Source organism: Tatumella sp. JGM91 (genome assembly GCF_018257575.1).
GTDB lineage: Bacteria > Pseudomonadota > Gammaproteobacteria > Enterobacterales > Enterobacteriaceae > Tatumella > Tatumella punctata.
This window is the reverse complement of sequence record NZ_JAERJP010000003.1, coordinates 1-16,491: the sequence shown is the minus strand read 5'-3', so window position 1 is coordinate 16,491 and position 16,491 is coordinate 1. Positions and strand designations below refer to the sequence as shown.

The 16,491-nt window shown below is 49.7% G+C and carries 18 protein-coding genes and 1 tRNA gene; 12 read left to right on the top strand and 7 right to left on the bottom strand.

Translation table 11 applies throughout. The features are described 5' to 3' along the window. Positions 1–2: 2 nt before the first annotated feature. Positions 3–90, bottom strand: a tRNA-Ser gene (locus JK198_RS02840). 225 nt (positions 91–315) lie between these two features. Here JK198_RS02840 and yccA point away from each other — a divergent pair. Together yccA and JK198_RS02830 are read left to right on the top strand one after the other, a co-directional pair. After that, a complete protein-coding gene (gene yccA, locus JK198_RS02835; RefSeq protein ID WP_212706655.1) occupies positions 316–972 on the top strand; it encodes an FtsH protease modulator YccA in 657 nt (218 codons plus the stop codon). Between the two features lie 105 nt (positions 973–1,077). Next, complete coding sequence (locus JK198_RS02830) at positions 1,078–1,404, top strand: TusE/DsrC/DsvC family sulfur relay protein (protein ID WP_212706656.1); 327 nt, start codon at positions 1,078–1,080, stop codon at positions 1,402–1,404. A gap of 9 nt (positions 1,405–1,413) precedes the next feature. Here JK198_RS02830 and JK198_RS02825 read toward each other — a convergent pair whose 3' ends face one another. Beyond that, positions 1,414–1,680, bottom strand: coding sequence for an acylphosphatase (locus tag JK198_RS02825; protein ID WP_249213140.1), 267 nt, complete (start codon positions 1,678–1,680; stop codon positions 1,414–1,416). A gap of 97 nt (positions 1,681–1,777) precedes the next feature. Here JK198_RS02825 and rlmI point away from each other — a divergent pair, with 97 nt between their 5' ends. Further along, positions 1,778–2,968 (top strand): 23S rRNA (cytosine(1962)-C(5))-methyltransferase RlmI, encoded by a 1,191-nt coding sequence (rlmI, locus tag JK198_RS02820; RefSeq protein ID WP_212710990.1) that lies wholly within the window; start codon positions 1,778–1,780, stop codon positions 2,966–2,968. 57 nt (positions 2,969–3,025) lie between these two features. Next, entirely contained in the window at positions 3,026–3,340 is a 315-nt protein-coding gene (gene hspQ / locus JK198_RS02815) for a heat shock protein HspQ (protein WP_212706659.1), read from the top strand. Between the two features lie 18 nt (positions 3,341–3,358). Here the strand turns inward: hspQ and JK198_RS02810 are convergent, their stop codons facing one another. Further along, positions 3,359–3,781, bottom strand: coding sequence for a CoA-binding protein (locus tag JK198_RS02810; RefSeq protein ID WP_212710989.1), 423 nt, complete (start codon positions 3,779–3,781; stop codon positions 3,359–3,361). 173 nt (positions 3,782–3,954) lie between these two features. Here JK198_RS02810 and JK198_RS02805 point away from each other — a divergent pair, with 173 nt between their 5' ends. Together JK198_RS02805 and JK198_RS02800 are read left to right on the top strand one after the other, a co-directional pair. Further along, a complete protein-coding gene (locus JK198_RS02805; protein ID WP_212706661.1) occupies positions 3,955–4,560 on the top strand; it encodes a DUF2057 family protein in 606 nt (201 codons plus the stop codon). Between the two features lie 68 nt (positions 4,561–4,628). Continuing rightward, on the top strand, positions 4,629–5,108 hold the full coding sequence (locus JK198_RS02800; protein ID WP_212706662.1) for a methylglyoxal synthase: 480 nt from the start codon (positions 4,629–4,631) through the stop codon (positions 5,106–5,108). Between the two features lie 5 nt (positions 5,109–5,113). Here JK198_RS02800 and helD read toward each other — a convergent pair whose 3' ends face one another. Further along, the gene (helD, locus tag JK198_RS02795; RefSeq protein WP_212706663.1) at positions 5,114–7,168 is read right to left on the bottom strand and encodes a DNA helicase IV; all 2,055 of its coding nucleotides are present in this window, start codon (positions 7,166–7,168) and stop codon (positions 5,114–5,116) included. Positions 7,169–7,290: 122 nt separating this feature from the next. Here helD and JK198_RS02790 point away from each other — a divergent pair, with 122 nt between their 5' ends. Both JK198_RS02790 and yccS read left to right on the top strand, forming a co-directional pair. Continuing rightward, positions 7,291–7,734: a YccF domain-containing protein gene (locus JK198_RS02790; protein WP_212706664.1), complete on the top strand. Its 444-nt coding sequence runs from the start codon at positions 7,291–7,293 to the stop codon at positions 7,732–7,734. A gap of 14 nt (positions 7,735–7,748) precedes the next feature. Continuing rightward, positions 7,749–9,893, top strand: a complete 2,145-nt coding sequence (gene yccS / locus JK198_RS02785) for a YccS family putative transporter (protein WP_212706665.1) — start codon at positions 7,749–7,751, stop codon at positions 9,891–9,893. Here yccS and JK198_RS02780 read toward each other — a convergent pair. After that, positions 9,880–10,518, bottom strand: coding sequence for a TfoX/Sxy family DNA transformation protein (locus JK198_RS02780; protein WP_212706666.1), 639 nt, complete (start codon positions 10,516–10,518; stop codon positions 9,880–9,882). The two genes, yccS and JK198_RS02780, sit on opposite strands and share 14 nt — an antisense overlap. Positions 10,519–10,737: 219 nt before the next feature. Here JK198_RS02780 and sulA point away from each other — a divergent pair, with 219 nt between their 5' ends. Further along, complete coding sequence (gene sulA, locus JK198_RS02775) at positions 10,738–11,229, top strand: SOS-induced cell division inhibitor SulA (protein ID WP_212706667.1); 492 nt, start codon at positions 10,738–10,740, stop codon at positions 11,227–11,229. Between the two features lie 347 nt (positions 11,230–11,576). Beyond that, entirely contained in the window at positions 11,577–12,644 is a 1,068-nt protein-coding gene (gene ompA / locus JK198_RS02770; RefSeq protein ID WP_212706668.1) for a porin OmpA, read from the top strand. An 84-nt stretch (positions 12,645–12,728) separates the two neighbouring features. Here the strand turns inward: ompA and matP are convergent, their stop codons facing one another. Further along, positions 12,729–13,208 carry a macrodomain Ter protein MatP gene (matP, locus tag JK198_RS02765; protein WP_212710994.1) on the bottom strand — a complete coding sequence of 160 codons (480 nt, stop codon included), beginning with the start codon at positions 13,206–13,208 and terminating at the stop codon, positions 12,729–12,731. A gap of 162 nt (positions 13,209–13,370) precedes the next feature. Between matP and JK198_RS02760 the strand changes: the two genes are divergently transcribed. Next, the gene (locus JK198_RS02760) at positions 13,371–15,119 is read left to right on the top strand and encodes a Lon protease family protein (RefSeq protein WP_212706669.1); all 1,749 of its coding nucleotides are present in this window, start codon (positions 13,371–13,373) and stop codon (positions 15,117–15,119) included. 68 nt (positions 15,120–15,187) lie between these two features. After that, complete coding sequence (gene fabA, locus JK198_RS02755) at positions 15,188–15,706, top strand: bifunctional 3-hydroxydecanoyl-ACP dehydratase/trans-2-decenoyl-ACP isomerase (protein ID WP_212706670.1); 519 nt, start codon at positions 15,188–15,190, stop codon at positions 15,704–15,706. A 276-nt stretch (positions 15,707–15,982) separates the two neighbouring features. Here the strand turns inward: fabA and rmf are convergent, their stop codons facing one another. Next, a complete protein-coding gene (rmf, locus tag JK198_RS02750) occupies positions 15,983–16,150 on the bottom strand; it encodes a ribosome modulation factor (protein WP_212706671.1) in 168 nt (55 codons plus the stop codon). Between the last annotated feature and the right edge of the window lie 341 nt (positions 16,151–16,491).

Here is a 16,491-nt window from a genome sequence, read left to right as displayed (position 1 = left end):
GATGGCGGAGGAGGAGAGATTCGAACTCTCGGATGGTTTCCCATCGGCGGTTTTCAAGACCGCTGCCTTCAGCCGCTCGGCCACCCCTCCGCAATGAGGCGCACTATAAACATCCCCCACGATGTTGTAAAGCCCCGATAGCTCCATTCGCCTGAAAAACAGCCAATTTATGGGTGAATGCTGGCAAGTTCAGCATATTGCTGGTTTTAATAGCAATTCAGCACGTAAAGATGGGTAAAACGACTTCATCCGTAGCAGGGCGATGCGTATTCTGCTGTGATTAAAATATTATTTCTGAATTATTAAGGAGTCTGTATGGACAGAATTCTTTCCTCTGGTCGCAACAGCAGTTTACTCAGCACTCATAAGGTGTTGAGAAATACCTATTTCCTGCTGGGCCTCACTCTGGCTTTTTCCGCGGTGACAGCAACCGCCAGTACTTTGCTGGCCCTTCCGGCTCCGGGATTTATTCTGATGCTGGCCGGTTTTTACGGACTGATGTTTCTTACCTATCGCCTGGCTGACAGACCTGCGGGAATTCTGGCAGCATTTGCGTTTACCGGTTTTCTCGGGTATTGCCTCGGCCCGATTCTGAGCAGCTTCCTGGCAGCAGGCATGGGCGATGTTATTGCTCTGGCATTAGGCGGTACTGCTCTGGTATTTTTTTGTTGCTCTGCCTATGTTCTGACTACCCGAAAAGATATGTCTTTCCTGGGCGGAATGATGATGGCGGGCTTTGTGGTGCTACTGGTCGGTATGGTGGCTAACCTGTTTCTGCATCTTCCGGCGTTGCAAATGGCCCTGAGTGCCCTGTTTATTCTGTTCTCGACCGGCGCAATCCTCTGGGAAACCAGTAATATCATCCATGGCGGCGAAACTAACTATATCCGTGCAACAGTCAGCCTGTATGTGTCTCTGTATAATATTTTTGTCAGTCTGCTGAGCCTGTTAGGCCTTTCCCGCAGTAACTGATCCTCGCCTCTCCGCCGTCCTGACAAATAATACCCGCTGATGCGGGTATTTTTTCACCCTTAACTCTTTGCTACACTGCCTGCCGGTTAAGAATGAGGATAAAAAGTGAAGTTTGCCGGTAATGATATTGAAACTGACGCAGAAGGTTACCTGAAACATCCTGCAGACTGGTCGGCTGAACTGGCGGCAGAAATTGCTGCCGGTGAAGAGATTACTATGACTGATGCCCACTGGCAGGTGGTGCGCCTGGTACGTGATTTTTACCTAGAATTTAACACTTCTCCGGCAATACGTATGCTGGTGAAAGCAATGGCCAGAGAGTTTGGCGAAGAAAAAGGTAACAGCCGTTATCTGTTCAGGCTGTTTCCGCAAGGGCCGGCGAAGCAAGCCACCAAAATTGCCGGATTGCCCAAACCGGCTAAGTGCCTGTAAAGCCGGTACTCAGCCAGTTATAAATCCCCGGATTTGCTGCTCCGTTGTTATTTGCTGAACCCCGACATGAGCAACGCTGGCTGCCGGAGGCCCCCCTGCCGAGATCCATGCCAGTATATGGTCAACGTCACGGACATCTCCTGCCAGCAGGATCTCCACACTGCCGTCGGGAAGGTTTTTGGCGTAACCAGACACCCGGTATTTGATCGCCTGCTGTCGGGTACTGCCACGGAAAAATACGCCCTGTACCCGGCCTGATACTCTGACTTTATACATTACCTGCATCCTGTTTCCTCCGCGGTTCACTCTCCGGTTTGCAATTTTCCGATATCCGCTTAACAATACCGCCTTTATTCTCTGGTAACTGTATATTATGACTGCCCGATTAATTCTTTCCAGGGGACGTGAAAAATCCCTGTTACGCCGCCATCCGTGGGTTTTCTCCGGCGCCATCAGCCGTGTTGAAGGTAATGCCATTTCCGGTGAGACGGTCGATGTCTGTGACCATAAAGGCAGCTGGCTGGCAAAGGCAGCCTGGTCCCCCCAGTCACAAATCCGCGCCAGAGTATGGAGCTGGCAGGCTGATGAAACTATTGATATCGCCTTCTTTGAGCAAAAGATCAGAAAAGCCGGCCAGTGGCGTCAGTGGCTGGCAAAAGCTGACTCCCTTGACAGCTATCGCTTAATCGCCGGAGAGTCTGACGGCTTACCGGGTGTGACAATCGATAAATTTTCCGACTATCTGGTCGTACAGTTATTGTCTGCCGGGGCAGAATACCAGCGTCCGGCCATTATTACGGCTCTGCAAAACTGCTTCCCTGAATGCTCAATATATGATCGTTCTGATGTTTCTGTCCGTAAGAAAGAAGGTCTGCCATTAAGTCACGGATTGATTTCCGGCCAGCAACCCCCTGCCCTGTTACCAATCTTTGAGCATGGTATGAAACTGCTGGTAGATATAAAAGCAGGACATAAAACCGGATATTATCTTGACCAGCGCGACAGCCGCTTTGCTCTGCGCCGTTACAGCGAAAATGCCCGTGTCCTGAACTGCTTTTCGTATACCGGCGGGTTTGCAGTCTCTGCCCTGATGGGGGGATGTCAGGAAGTTATCAGTGTTGATACTTCGGAAGCAGCGCTGGATATTGCGCGACAGAACGTGGAACTGAATCAGCTGCCTCTGAGTAAAGCACAGTTTATCCGTGATGATGTGTTCAAACTGTTGCGTACCTACCGCGATACCGGCGAAAAATTCGATGTTATTGTCATGGATCCGCCCAAATTTGTTGAAAATAAAAATCAGCTGGCAGGCGCATGCCGTGGCTATAAAGATATCAATATGCTGGCCATGCAGTTACTGAACCCCGGAGGGATTTTATTAACCTTCTCCTGTTCCGGACTGATGACGGTTGACCTGTTTCAGAAAGTGGTTGCTGATGCCGCCCTTGATGCCGGAAAAAACGTACAGTTTGTCGACCAGTTACGTCAGGCAGCCGATCATCCGGTCATCTCGAGCTATCCTGAAGGGTTATACCTGAAAGGGTTTGTTTGTTACGTCGAATAGCTTGAAAAAAAGTACACTGCCCTTATATCTGATGGAGAGAATCTTCCGGAGGTATTTATGATAAGCAGTAAATTTGGCATTGGTCAGCAAGTCCGGCACAGGCTATCCGGTACTCTGGGAGTGATTGTTGATGTCGATGCCGAGTTTTCTCTCGATATGCAAGCATCCGATGAGAACAGCAGTGACATTGCAGGAACCAGCCCCTGGTACCATGTAGTTATGGAAGATGAATCCGGCGATACTGTGCATACTTATATCGCCGAATTCCAGCTGACCGGTGAAGTCTATGATGAACACCCCGATCAGCCAGTGCTTGATGAGCTGGCCGAAAATGTGCGCCAGCAGTTGCAGGCACCTTATCGCTGCCACTGAGTCTCTTTCCTTTGCCTGTCAGACAGGCAAAGGCGGTATTTCCAGCCGGTTAATTTCGATTTTCGTACATTTATTTTCCACAACGATCAGCCCGGCCTGCCGGGCTATATTTACCGCCTGTGGATTTACTGTGCCCGGCTGTAACCACAATACGGGTATTTGACGGGCAATGGCCCGGGTCGCGATAGCCGGAACCACCTCCGGATTGCGGAATACATCAACCATATCGATACTTCCCGGCACCTCGTCAAGAGATGCATATCCTTGCTGACCCGCAACTGTTTTCCCGGCCATTCGCGGGCTGACCGGGATCACCTGATAACCATGCTGCAATAAAAACATCATCACCTGCCACGCAGGACGTTGCGGATTATCACTGGCCCCGACTAATGCAATTCGCCGGGTACCGGTTAATATTTTACGGATATCTGAGTCATTCATTATTCAGCCTCCTGTTATTCCTGCTGCTTTATCAGCCAGAACACCTGCCAGTTAACCGCAGCATATTCAGACAGTCACCGATATATCGCACAATAAATATGACAAAATGTAAAAGTTGATGCCATAATAGTAACTGTTAATAAATTTCCGTCACGGGGCTTCCGGGAGCAACCATGAAGTTTGTAGTAACACTCTTCTGCCTACTGCTAAGTGGTTACACTTCAGCGGCTGAAGCCCTGAGCTTCAGGCTAAACCCGCAGATGAATTTACTGGTGCTGGACGGAAATAAACTGCCGGGCAGCCTGCTCAAAGGAGCTGACAGCATCGAACTGGATCGCGGACAGCACCAGATCCTGTTTACCCTTGACACACCCGGGCCATCGCCTGCTTTTATCATCACATTTACCGCTGACAGCCGGGCGGTCAGTGTTGTTATGCCACAGGTTACCGTTCCCGGTGCCTTACCGCGTCCGCTGACTTCCCGTTTCCGTTTTCTGGTGGTGGACGAACATAATCGTCAACTGCCAGCCATTCAGGATCAGCTTCCACTGCAACCGGCGACCAATTATGTCGCAGCAATAGCTGATTATAACCGTCACAGCCATAAAGCATCGGTTGAAAAATTTGTCCTTGCAGGATCACAGAGTAACCCGCTGCAAACGGAATCACTCAGGGAAAACCGTCATCTGCAACTGCCGGCCACTGAACAACCATTATCTCTTTCCGGCTGGTCTTTCCATACGCTGGTTTCATGGCTGCGCGCATTACGAACCAGTTGAACCCTGATTCAGGCCCGCGTTACACTGCCATAACAACCTGTGTATCCGCTTAATTAAAAGGATCAATAATGGAGCAGACAGTCAGAACGTTGCCGGAAAGTAAACATATAGCCCTGGTCGCACATGACAATTGTAAAGCGTCTCTTCTCGACTGGGTTAAAAAAAATCAGCCATCTCTGGCTTCTCATACTTTATATGCGACCGGGACTACCGGTAATCTAATCAACTCGCACTGTGGTCTGCAGGTTAATCCTTTATTAAGCGGGCCGTTAGGCGGTGACCAACAGGTCGGCGCGATGATCTCCGAAGGTAAAATCGATATGCTGATTTTTTTCTGGGATCCGCTGAACGCCGTACCCCACGACCCGGATGTTAAAGCATTACTTCGTCTGGCAACTGTCTGGAATATTCCTGTAGCCACCAACCGCTCTACTGCCGACTTTATTGTTAATTCAGCCCTGTATACTCAACGGGTCGGAATAACCATTCCGGATTATCCGCGCTATATGGCAGAACGCCTGCAAGAGCCATTATTAAATAATGGCTGACAGGATCAGGGTTTACGCGCCACCGGTACACCGAGCTCCCGCAGCTCGTCCACAAAACAGGACGGAGCGGATTTATCATACAACAGCCAGAGTTGTTTCCTGGCCCGGGTCATCGCAACATATGCCAGCCGCCGCTCTTCTGCATCCGGGAAGTCTTCGGCTACGGGGAGTAATCCCTGTTCGATAACGGATTCGCGCTCAGCGGCAGGGAAGCCGTTTATTCCGTTATTTAGCCCCAGCACTATCACATAATCTGCTTCCCCGCCTTTGCTGGCATGGAAGGTCATAAAAGATAACGAAAGCTTAGGCCAGCGGGTCGGGGCTTTATCCAGAACTGATGGTCTGAGGTAATGATAGCGTGCCAGAATCAGTATTTTTTCATCATTCCCTGCATAGCCACTCATTTTATTGAGCAATGCTTCCAGAGAATCTTCTTCCAGCAGTGTTACAGACTTACGGCTGCCTTTAGTCAGACTGTTAAGCTCTTTTTTCATCTGTCGCGGATTTTTCTGGATAAAGCGGTTCGCAACATGACCGATTTGCTGATTAAAACGATAGGTCGTATCCAGGATACAGATATCGCCTTCACCGAATTGCTGATGGAAACCGGTTGTAAGATTCACCTCTCCGCCAGAAAAACGATAGATCGCCTGCCAGTCGTCGCCTGTCGCATACAGACTGCTGCGTTTGTTTTGTTTACGCAATGCCGTAATCAGTGCCGCACGTTGCGGGGAAAGGTCCTGGAATTCATCTGCCATGATATATTTCCACGGACTGATAAAACGGCCCTTTTCCAGTAAGGCTACCGCCTGCTGGATCAAACCGGCAAAATCGACCGCGCCTTCCTGTTTCAGCTGACTTTTCCAGGCTTTCAGTAACGGGGCCATAAGCCTGATACGTTTACCGAATAGCACCCGTATTTCTTCAGGCACCTCGGCGATCATTGCTGCCTGTGCTCCGCCATGATTTCTCATCAGAGACACCCAGCGTTCCAGCCTGCCGGATAATTGGCTGACCAGCGTTTTATCCTGCCAGAACTGTTCAGGTAATAGCCCCCACTGCAGCTCCTCCTGTAACCAGCTCCGCCAGCCATTGGCGTAAGACTTCTTTTCTGTACATTGCTGCTGCCAGACATCTGTCAGCATCTGCCGCCGGAAATCGGAGTCTGTTTCCAGCTGACTGATCAGGGGACGTTTATTACTGCCCTGCTGAATAATATGCAACGCCAGTGAGTGGAAGGTCCGGGCGGTAATTGATGATTCACCGGTGGATTTAATTACCCGCTGGTCCATTTCTTCTGCTGCCTGCCGGCCAAAAGCCAGCAGTAAAATCTGATCAGCAGAGGCCAGCTTTCGTTTCAATAGCCAGGCAGTACGGGCGGCGAGTACCGAGGTTTTACCGCTGCCGGCCCCGGCCAGAACCAGCAGTGACTCCTCTCCGTTAATTACCGCGCGGCACTGGGAAGCATTTAACGGGGAAGATTCTACAGAAGCGAAAAAATCCTGGTAACGGGTCAGGATTTCATCTGACCATTGACGGTTACGTTCTGCTCGTTGTTTATCTGTCGACCGGAGCCAGCACAGACAAAAGTCCCACAGGGGACGGCAAGGCTCGAATTCGGGGATCCGTTCCGCGGGCAAAGGTAATGCTGAGAATTTATCACGTATTTTCTCACTAAACCCGGCGACATCATTGCGGGTCAGCCAGCAGTCACGCTGTATCTGGCTTAACAGATATTGCTGTAATTCATTCAGTACCTGATAACAGACATCGGCCATTTGCTGGCTCCACTGCTGCCAGGTATGCAGTAAATGCTGGTAGAATTGGCGCGTTTCCTGCCATTCAGTACCATGAAGTCTGACGACTTTCTTTTCAGGAAGCAGAAATTCCAGTTCTCCCCATACCATCCCTCGTTTACACTGAATATCCAGTAACTGATTAAATGGGATAATATATTCATGACGGTCGCCGCTCACTTCAACACCCGCCGGTAGCAAACGGACCCGGTTATAAGGATGCTGTGCCAGACGTTTACCCATTGAAGTCGCTTTTAGTTCCATGCTTCACGCCGTTTTTAGCCATTGCTGATGTAACAGTTTAACTGCGGGTGCCTGAGTGCTCCAGATAAAAAACAGGTTACACAGCAGTCACTGAGTAAGACAGCCGAAAGGATAGTAATCTGATGAGAACCGTACTCAATATTCTCAATTTTGTACTTGGCGGATTTGCCACCACCCTGGCCTGGTTTTGTGCCACTCTGCTGACCATTGTGCTGATTTTCACACTTCCGCTGACCCGTTCTTGCTGGGAAATTACCCGGTTATCGTTGTTCCCTTTCGGTAACGAAGCTATCCATGTTGATGAACTGCAGCCGCAAAATAAGAATGCACTGCGTAATTCCGGCGGAACTCTGCTGAATATATTCTGGTTTATATTTTTCGGCTGGTGGCTGTGCCTGACGCATATCTTTGCCGGAATTGTACAATGCCTGTCGATCATCGGTATTCCTGTCGGCATTGCAAATTTCAAAATTGCCGCCATTGCTCTGTGGCCGGTAGGCCGCCGTGTGGTATCGGTTGAAGAAGCAAAAATGGCCCGCGAGAACGCGGCACGTCTGCGGTTTTAAGGGAAAACGGATTAATGAAGTCAGGTTCGACCATGCTCAATGGCTGGCACACTTTTCTGATGAATAAACTATGGCGTGACCCGGTGCGAATTTTTATCGCCATGACGGGTTGTGTCGTGCTGTCCTGGTCATTACAGACGATTACGTGGACCATACCGTTAATTCTCGGGGTGGTTGCTGCAGGGCTGACCGATATTGATGACCGTCTGAGCGGTCGTTTACGTAATATGGTGATTACCCTTGCCTGTTTTTGTCTGGCAGCGGTCTCTGTGGAACTTCTTTTCCCTTATCCGCTGTTCTTTCTGATCGGGCTGGCAGTCTCCAGCTGGATCTTTATCCTGCTGGGAGCTCTGGGACAGCGCTATGCCACCATCGCTTTTGGCGCGTTACTGATTGCCATCTATACCATGCTGGGGATCCATCTGTTCAGCCACTGGTATACTCAGCCGCTACTGCTGCTGGCAGGGGCACTCTGGTATAATTTGCTGACCATGGTGATGCACCTGTTTTTCCCCGTACAGCCGGTGCAGCTACAGTTATCCTCCACCTACAGTCAGCTGGCCAGTTATCTGGATGCCAAAGCAAATCTGTTTGATCCGGATGCGGAAGGCGCGGATGATTTATCACTGATCCAGGCGGCGCTGGTAAACAGCCAGCTGGTTTCTCAGTTCAATATTACCAAAACCGCTATTCAGAGCCGGATCAGCGGCGAACGTGCCGCCCGCGGCAGCCGCCGTTCACTGCTGTACTACTTTGCCGCCCAGGAAATTCACGAACGTGCTAATTCTTCACATATTCAGTACCATCAACTGCGTGATCAATGGCGTTATAGTGAAATTCTGTTCCGTTTTCAGCGGTTACTGAATATGCAGGCAGGGGCCTGTCGTCAGGTCGCCCATTCCGTGACGATGAACACACCTTATCATCATGACCATCGCTTTGAACGGGCTTTTTTTCATCTGCAACAGGCGCTGGACCGGCTGACACAGCAATACCCTGATGATCCTCAGTCCCGCGGATTGCACTGGTTACTGCGTAATCTGAAAGCGATCGACGACCAGCTGATTTCTATCGCCTCTGAACAGATATTGAACCATCTGTGGCAAAACAGTGATACCCATTTATCGCGCGAAGGTCTGACCGGATGGCAGGACGTGCGCCTGCGCCTGACACGCCACCTGAGCCCGAAATCCCCTCTGTTCCGTCATGCTGTCAGGGTATCTTTAGTACTCTGTATTGGTTATGCCTTTATCAGCCTGACGGGACTTGAGCATGGTTACTGGATCCTGCTGACCAGTTTATTTGTCTGCCAGCCAAATTACAGTGCCACCAAAAAACGTCTGGCTTTACGTATAATCGGTACTCTGGCAGGGATTATCATCGGATTACCGGTTCTGTGGCTGGTGCCTTCGGTGCAGGGGCAGTTAATTCTGATAGTGATCACCGGGGTACTGTTTTTTGCCTTCCGGCTGATTCAGTACGCACAGGCGACTCTGTTTATTACATTACTGGCATTGCTGAGTTTTAATCTGCTGGGCCAGGGATTCGACGTCGCATTACCGAGGATTATTGATACGCTTATCGGATGTGCGCTGGCATGGATGGCGGTGGCCTGGATATTCCCGGACTGGCGCTACCGTCAGCTGCCCGATGTGATCAATAAGGCGCTGGCAGCGAATGCTAAATATCTGGATGCCATTATGGTCCAGTATCATGAGGGCAAGGATAACCGAATGTCTTATCGGGTCGCGCGCCGTGATGCACATAATTCGGATGCCGAGCTGGCACTGGTTATTTCCAACCTGAACGCAGGAAACGGTTTACATCAGCCAGTAAAAGATGTGGCTTTCCGGGTACTTTGCCTTAATCACAGCCTGCTGAGTTATATTGCAGCACTCGGTGCCCACCGTGAGAAAATCGAACGCAGCGATTTACTGCAACTCATCGATGATGCCGTCAGTCTGACCGAAAATGTGTTACAGATGAGCCCGGCGGGTGAGCAACAGATTCCGGAAAAACTACAGGCATTAACCCGCGAGATGAATACTATAGAAGCCAACCCGGAGAGTCATCAGCCGGTGATACTGCAACAGATTGGCTTAATACTGAAAGTCCTTCCCGAACTGCTTAATATCCGCCAGGAAATCAACGCCCTTTAACCCCCGGCGGTAGCGGATAGGCAGATGCTTTAATAAACTGCTGATACCAGTGCCTCAGTTCTTCTTTCACCTCTCTGGTCAGTACCTCCTGGTGCTGGCCGGAGATTGCCCCCTGCAACGCATACAGAGTTTTAATTCCAAGATGTTTGTTGTTATTTTTTAGCCTTGTCCAGCTTTGCTTCGCGCCCAGCTCACGCAACCGGCTAATGGTCGGCACGCCGGCTTCTTTCAATAATACTTCCAGACGGATACTCAGGTTAGGCAGGTCTTTTAAACGGTGACAGTCAAGTTGTGCCTGACGCAATGCTCTGGCTTCATTCAGGGAGCTACGCGACAGGCCCAGCAATACGTCCTGGTGGCCCCAGAGCTGATGATCCACCCGATAATAATTAAGACTGACGCACTGTCCGCGTTTATGAAAAATAAATGGCTGCAGAGGCCGCATCTGCAGATAAGTATGCATTTCTTCACTGGCCCGCAAATACAGTTCACCTTCACTCACCAAAGCAAACACAATTTTCTCAACCGATAAAGAATATCCGCCGAACTGGGTACGTGACTGAATGTCACCTAATGCTGAAAGCTGTTTCTTTGATTCTTCAATACGTTGACCGGATGTTTTCATCGCGAACCTCCCTGGTTCTGGCAATGGCATAACTGCCAATAAAATAATACTTATCAACATGTTAGAAGTTAAACAAAAGCTATTAGTAGTTCAATGCATAAATAGCCGTTTGGCCGGTTAGTTTTGGATTATGCGAACTGTTTTCAGAAAAATGATTGATCTTTATCCATAACCGGAATACTGTATATACATACATCTCATTGCGGATGATATAAAAATATGCGTGCTCAACTACTGAAATCAGCGACAATTAACCTTCACCGGCATACGGCGACACCTGCCAGTGTCAGCGGTTGTATCAGTGAATTAAGTTATCATGCACAGCATCCCGCGTTACTGCATAGTTTACTGCTGCCGTTACTCAGGCAACTGGGTGAGCAGTCACGCTGGCAGCTATGGCTTAGCCCGCCACATAAGCTGAACCGTCACTGGTTACAACAATCCGGGTTACCGCTGGCAAAAAGCATACAGGTTGCATCTCTGGATACCTGTAGCGACGTCCGCGCGATGACTAAGGCTCTTCGTTCAGGGAATTTCAGTGTGGTGATGGCCTGGTTACCAGATCATCTGACGATAGCTGAACGGGAAGATCTCGAACTGGCAGCAAAAGAAGGTTGTACTCTCGGACTGATCATGCGGGAAGAAAATGGCTTCGTTTACCCCGGCAGACAGGAAAATCGATTGAAAATTCAGTCTCCGTTACTACATTGAGCTAAAATAAGATTTTTCTCAGGAAAATTTACGTGAAGAAAAATAAATCACCGTTACCTCATGGCACCCCAGAGCCAACAATGAGTTAACGTGATTTTGTAATGGCATTTCCGGCCTTAGTTCAGTTTTAAATGTAACCATATATGTACAAAATGCTGTTTTTTTACTGTACAACATCATATCGTACTTGTAACTTTCTAATCTCGTTGTAGACTTTAGCTCGCCAGGGTGCTCAATAATCTCCTTTTTGGCAGAGTAAAAATCGAGCATTACAACCCGGCAAAGGATTACAACCAAAGAGCAAAATTTATGCTCATTGCCTATTTTGGATGATAACGAGGCGCAAAATGAAAAAGACAGCTATCGCAATTGCAGTGGCACTGGCAGGTTTCGCTACCGTAGCGCAGGCCGCACCGAAAGATAATACCTGGTACACTGGTGGTAAACTGGGCTGGTCTCAGTATCACGACACCGGTTTCTACGGTAACAACTACGAGCAGAATGATGGCCCTACCCACAAAAGTCAGCTGGGTGCCGGTGCATTCGTAGGCTATCAGGCAAACCAATACCTGGGCTTCGAAGCGGGTTACGATTGGCTGGGCCGTATGCCTCATAAAGGCACCAACGTTAATGGCGCATTTAAAGCGCAGGGCGTACAGCTGGCGGCTAAACTGAGCTACCCAATCACTGACGATCTGGATGTTTATACGCGTCTGGGTGGCATGGTATGGCGTGCAGACTCTAGCGAGAACAAAAACGGTGCACATCTGAAAGATAACGACACCGGTGTTTCTCCGCTGGCCGCAGTTGGTGTTGAATATGCACTGACCAAAAACTGGGCAACCCGTCTGGATTACCAGTGGGTTAACCACATCGGTGACGCTGGTACCGTTGGTACTCGTCCGGATAACACCATGCTGAGCGTTGGTGTATCTTACCGTTTCGGTCAGGATGATGCGCCGGCACCTGTTGCTGCGCCAACACCTGCACCAGCTCCGGTTGTTGAAACCAAACACTTTACTCTGAAATCAGACGTACTGTTTAACTTCAACAAAGCTACCCTGAAAGCAAGCGGCCAGCAGGCGCTGGATCAGCTGTATACTCAGCTGAGCTCTCTGGATCCTAAAGATGGTTCTGTTGTTGTTCTGGGCTTCACTGACCGTATCGGTTCTGCTCAATACAACCAGAAACTGTCTGAGCAACGTGCACAGTCTGTTGTGAACTACCTGGTATCTAAAGGTATTCCTTCAAACAAAATCTCTGCACAAGGCATGGGTAAAGCAGATCCGGTTACCGGCAACACTTGTAACAACGTGAAAGGCCGTGCTGCCCTGATCCAGTGTCTGGGTCCGGACCGTCGCGTTGAAATCGAAGTGAAAGGTATCAAAGACGTAGTTTCTCAGCCTCAGGGCTAATGAGTCACTCCGGCTAATTAAAAACCCCGCAAATGCGGGGTTTTTTTATGCAATAAAATACAAAGGAATGATCGCTCCTGCAGATTATTGCTGTGATGAAGGATCCCCGCTACTCTTCTGACTGAGTATTGACTGTAAATCCTGTTTCAGGGATGACATTTGAGAGGCGTATTGTTCTTTTCTCTCAGCATCTTCTATCAGCTGAACAATGGTTTCCGAAAGAGTTGCACTGCGACGCTGTGCCAGCCCCGCCAGCCGTTGCCACACCAGATACTCAAGATCGATGGATTTCTTACGGGTGTGTTGCTGTTCAGCATTAAAATGCCGTTTTCTGCGTGCTCTGATGGTCTGCTTCATCCGGTTAGCCAGTGCCGGGTTCATATGCTGTTCAATCCAGCCGGCAATATCATCAGGCCTGTGTTCAAGGGTCGCCAGTAATCTGACCGCCTCATCCGCAGCACTTTGCTCCTGGTAACGGGTGATGGCCTCACCTTCCCGGTGTTTTTTCACCAGGTATTTCCATTTCCAGCCGGACTCCAGATTTTCAAGTTGCAGATATTTCATCAGGGGTCTCATCATATTCGGGTATCCTGCTAAGAATAACAGTTTTTTGCGCTGCTGTAGTAAGGATTACTTCACTGAAACCGGCCAGTCACGCTGCACTGTTTCATAACCTCATTTCCTGTATAATCGTGCCTTTCTTACCACCGGATAAATGCTATTACTTTGATCAGCTCTCAACTCCCCTGGCAGGCACTGCGGCCAAACACTGACGACTACCGGACAGCATTCACCCGGATTCCCGATACTGAAGGTGATATTCAGGCAGCGATCCAGCCGCGTTTAATCAATGGACTGGCTTACCTGGATAACCAGACCCTTTCACCGGTACTGATGGTTCGTAGTCAGGAAAATACCGACTATCTCTCACGTATCGCAGCCGCGTATCTTGCCGTTTCAGAGAACAACGGCGACTTCAGTGGCTGGAATTATCAGCGACAGGCTGATGACCGTTTTCTGCTGGTCCCGGCCGCCCCCGGAGATGCTGTGTTTTGTCAGCAGCCGGGGGTTTTCTTCCGTGAATGGATAGAGAGTACCGAGCTGTTTGGTGCCGTACGCGGGCACGCCGGCGACTACCGTCCTGAACCCGGACTGTTGCATCAGGCGAACGGCGGCACACTTATTCTGTCCGTCCGTACTCTGCTCGCACAGCCTCTGATGTGGCTGCGGTTAAAGCAATATCTTGCGCGCGGATATTTTCAGTGGTTGTCAGCGGATGAACGCCGGCCATTACCCGTCTCCCTGCCCGATCTGCCACTGAATATTAAACTTATTTTATGCGGTGACCGGGATGCACTGGCTGAATTTCAGGAGTCTGAGCCTGAGTTTGTTGCCCGGGCTTTGTACACTGAATACGAAGAGCAGTGGCGTTTCAGTAATAACGATGACATGGCCTTATGGTGTGGCTGGGTCACTTGCCTGAGCCAGGAACTGAATCTGCCGGATATCGCTGAAGACAGCTGGCCATTACTGGTGACTGAGGGCTGCCGTTATACGGGAGACCAGACTCTGCTGCCCCTTTGTCCGCACTGGATACAGCGACAGTTAACCGATGCTGTCAGCTATGGCGGAGAAATTTGTGCCCGTACCCTGAGGGGAGCCTTAGAGGCCCGACGCTGGCGTGAAAGTTATTTGCCCGGCAGGATGCAGGACGAGATCAATGACCAGCAGGTATTTATTGAAACCGAAGGTGAAGTGATTGGTCAGGTGAATGGTTTGTCGGTACTGGACTTCCCCGGCCATCCGCGTCCATGGGGCGAACCTTCCCGTATTACCTGTGTTGTCCATTATGGTGATGGCGAAGTTATGGATATAGAGCGGAAAGCGGAACTGGGCGGCAACCTGCATGCCAAAGGTATGATGATTATCCAGGCCTTTCTTATTTCTGAACTTGAACTCGATCAACAGCTGCCTTTCAGTGCCTCAATGGTTTTCGAACAATCCTATTCAGAGGTGGATGGTGACAGTGCTTCGCTGGCAGAACTCTGTGCGCTGGTCAGTGCCTTAGCTCTGCAGCCTCTGACACAATCGATTGCCGTTACCGGTTCAATTGATCAACTGGGTAATGTTCAGCCGGTTGGCGGCTTAAATGAAAAAATTGAAGGTTTCTTTGGCGTGTGTTCAGCGCGTGAACTGACCGGTAAACAAGGTGTGGTTATTCCCCGAAGCAATGTGCGTCATCTGTCACTGAGTGATGAAGTCACAGAGGCAGTAAAAGCAGGGCAATTTCACCTGTGGGCAGTCGACAGTGCCGACCAGGCCCTGACACTGCTGACCGGTAAACAATGGCTGACAGAAGACGACAGCGACGATCTGATCTCTCTGATCCAGCGGCGTATTGCTCAGGCTACACAACCCGAACACAGCAGCAGAACAGGAGTCTTACGCTGGCTCAACTGGTTTAACCAGCGTTAATCGGACTTGCTCAGCGTACAACTGTAAGCTATTCTCCGTCATTCATAAATTTAAGGCTAGAAAAAGACATGGTAGATAAACGCGAATCCTATACAAAAGAAGATCTTGCTGCCTCCGGACGCGGAGAGTTATTTGGTGAGAATGGTCCGCCATTACCGGCAGGAAACATGCTGATGATGGACCGCGTCGTCAAAATGTCCGAAACGGGTGGTAAGTTTGACAAGGGCTTCGTTGAAGCTGAGTTAGATATCACCCCTGATTTATGGTTCTTTGCCTGTCATTTCGTCAATGACCCGGTGATGCCAGGCTGTCTGGGTCTGGATGCAATGTGGCAGCTGGTCGGGTTCTACCTCGGCTGGCTGGGCGCAGAAGGTAAAGGCCGCGCATTAGGTGTTGGTGAAGTTAAATTCACCGGACAGGTATTACCTACCGCTAAAAAAGTCACTTATAAAATTCACTTCAAACGTGTCATCAACCGTAAACTGGTGATGGGTGTGGCTGATGGTGAAGTCTTTGTTGATGGTCAGCTGATCTACAATGCCAGCGACCTGAAAGTTGGTTTATTCAAAGATACTGAATCTTTCTGATCACCGCTGACTGACAGTACCGACCTGAGCGGGAGTGATAATTCACTCCCGTTTTTTATGCAAAACTCCCCTGTTCTGGCTGCCGTTAATCCTTTATAAGGGTCACGGAGTTACTGGCGGTTCGCCGCCGCAGAAACAGACTATCAGCATCGGTTTCGGACCATAACAGAGAGAAAAAACGGGCGGGCCCGGCGGGCAAAGGGATCTATCAGGCAGGTTATCAGAGTCCGGTATTTTCTGCCGGGGCACAGGCCCCGGCGTCCTATCCTTTCAGAGCTAAGCAAACACCGAGCGTTCGGCCATCGCCATGCGCCACCCGCCTAACCAATGGGAACGGGTATCAATGGTTTGATACGGACAGTTCTCTTTTGAACGTCCGGTAATGCCGGCCTGATAGCCGCGTGAATGTGCTCGTTCCAGGCGGTCTCTTTTTTGTCTCTTCATATCAGCTTTCCCTCATTGTCTAAGGTGGGACGGGATAGAAAGGATGTGTGGTTAATAAACATCCGGCCACGCCCTATTTCTACCGCCTCAAAAACAAAAGATCAATCACTGAAATGCATCAGATTGTCATCCTGTTGACACAACCGGCAGACAAACAGAGTTCAGACAATGTGTTACCGTCACCTGTTATTCTTTCATAGAGAATTATTTACAAACAGCAGCATCATTCAGGAATATTCCGAGGCCGGCTTCTGCGGATAAAAAAAGGTTCATCGCGTTTTACCGGGGAACGCTGCTTTTATCTTCAGGAAGAAGTAGTCATTATCCCGGTATCCATATGC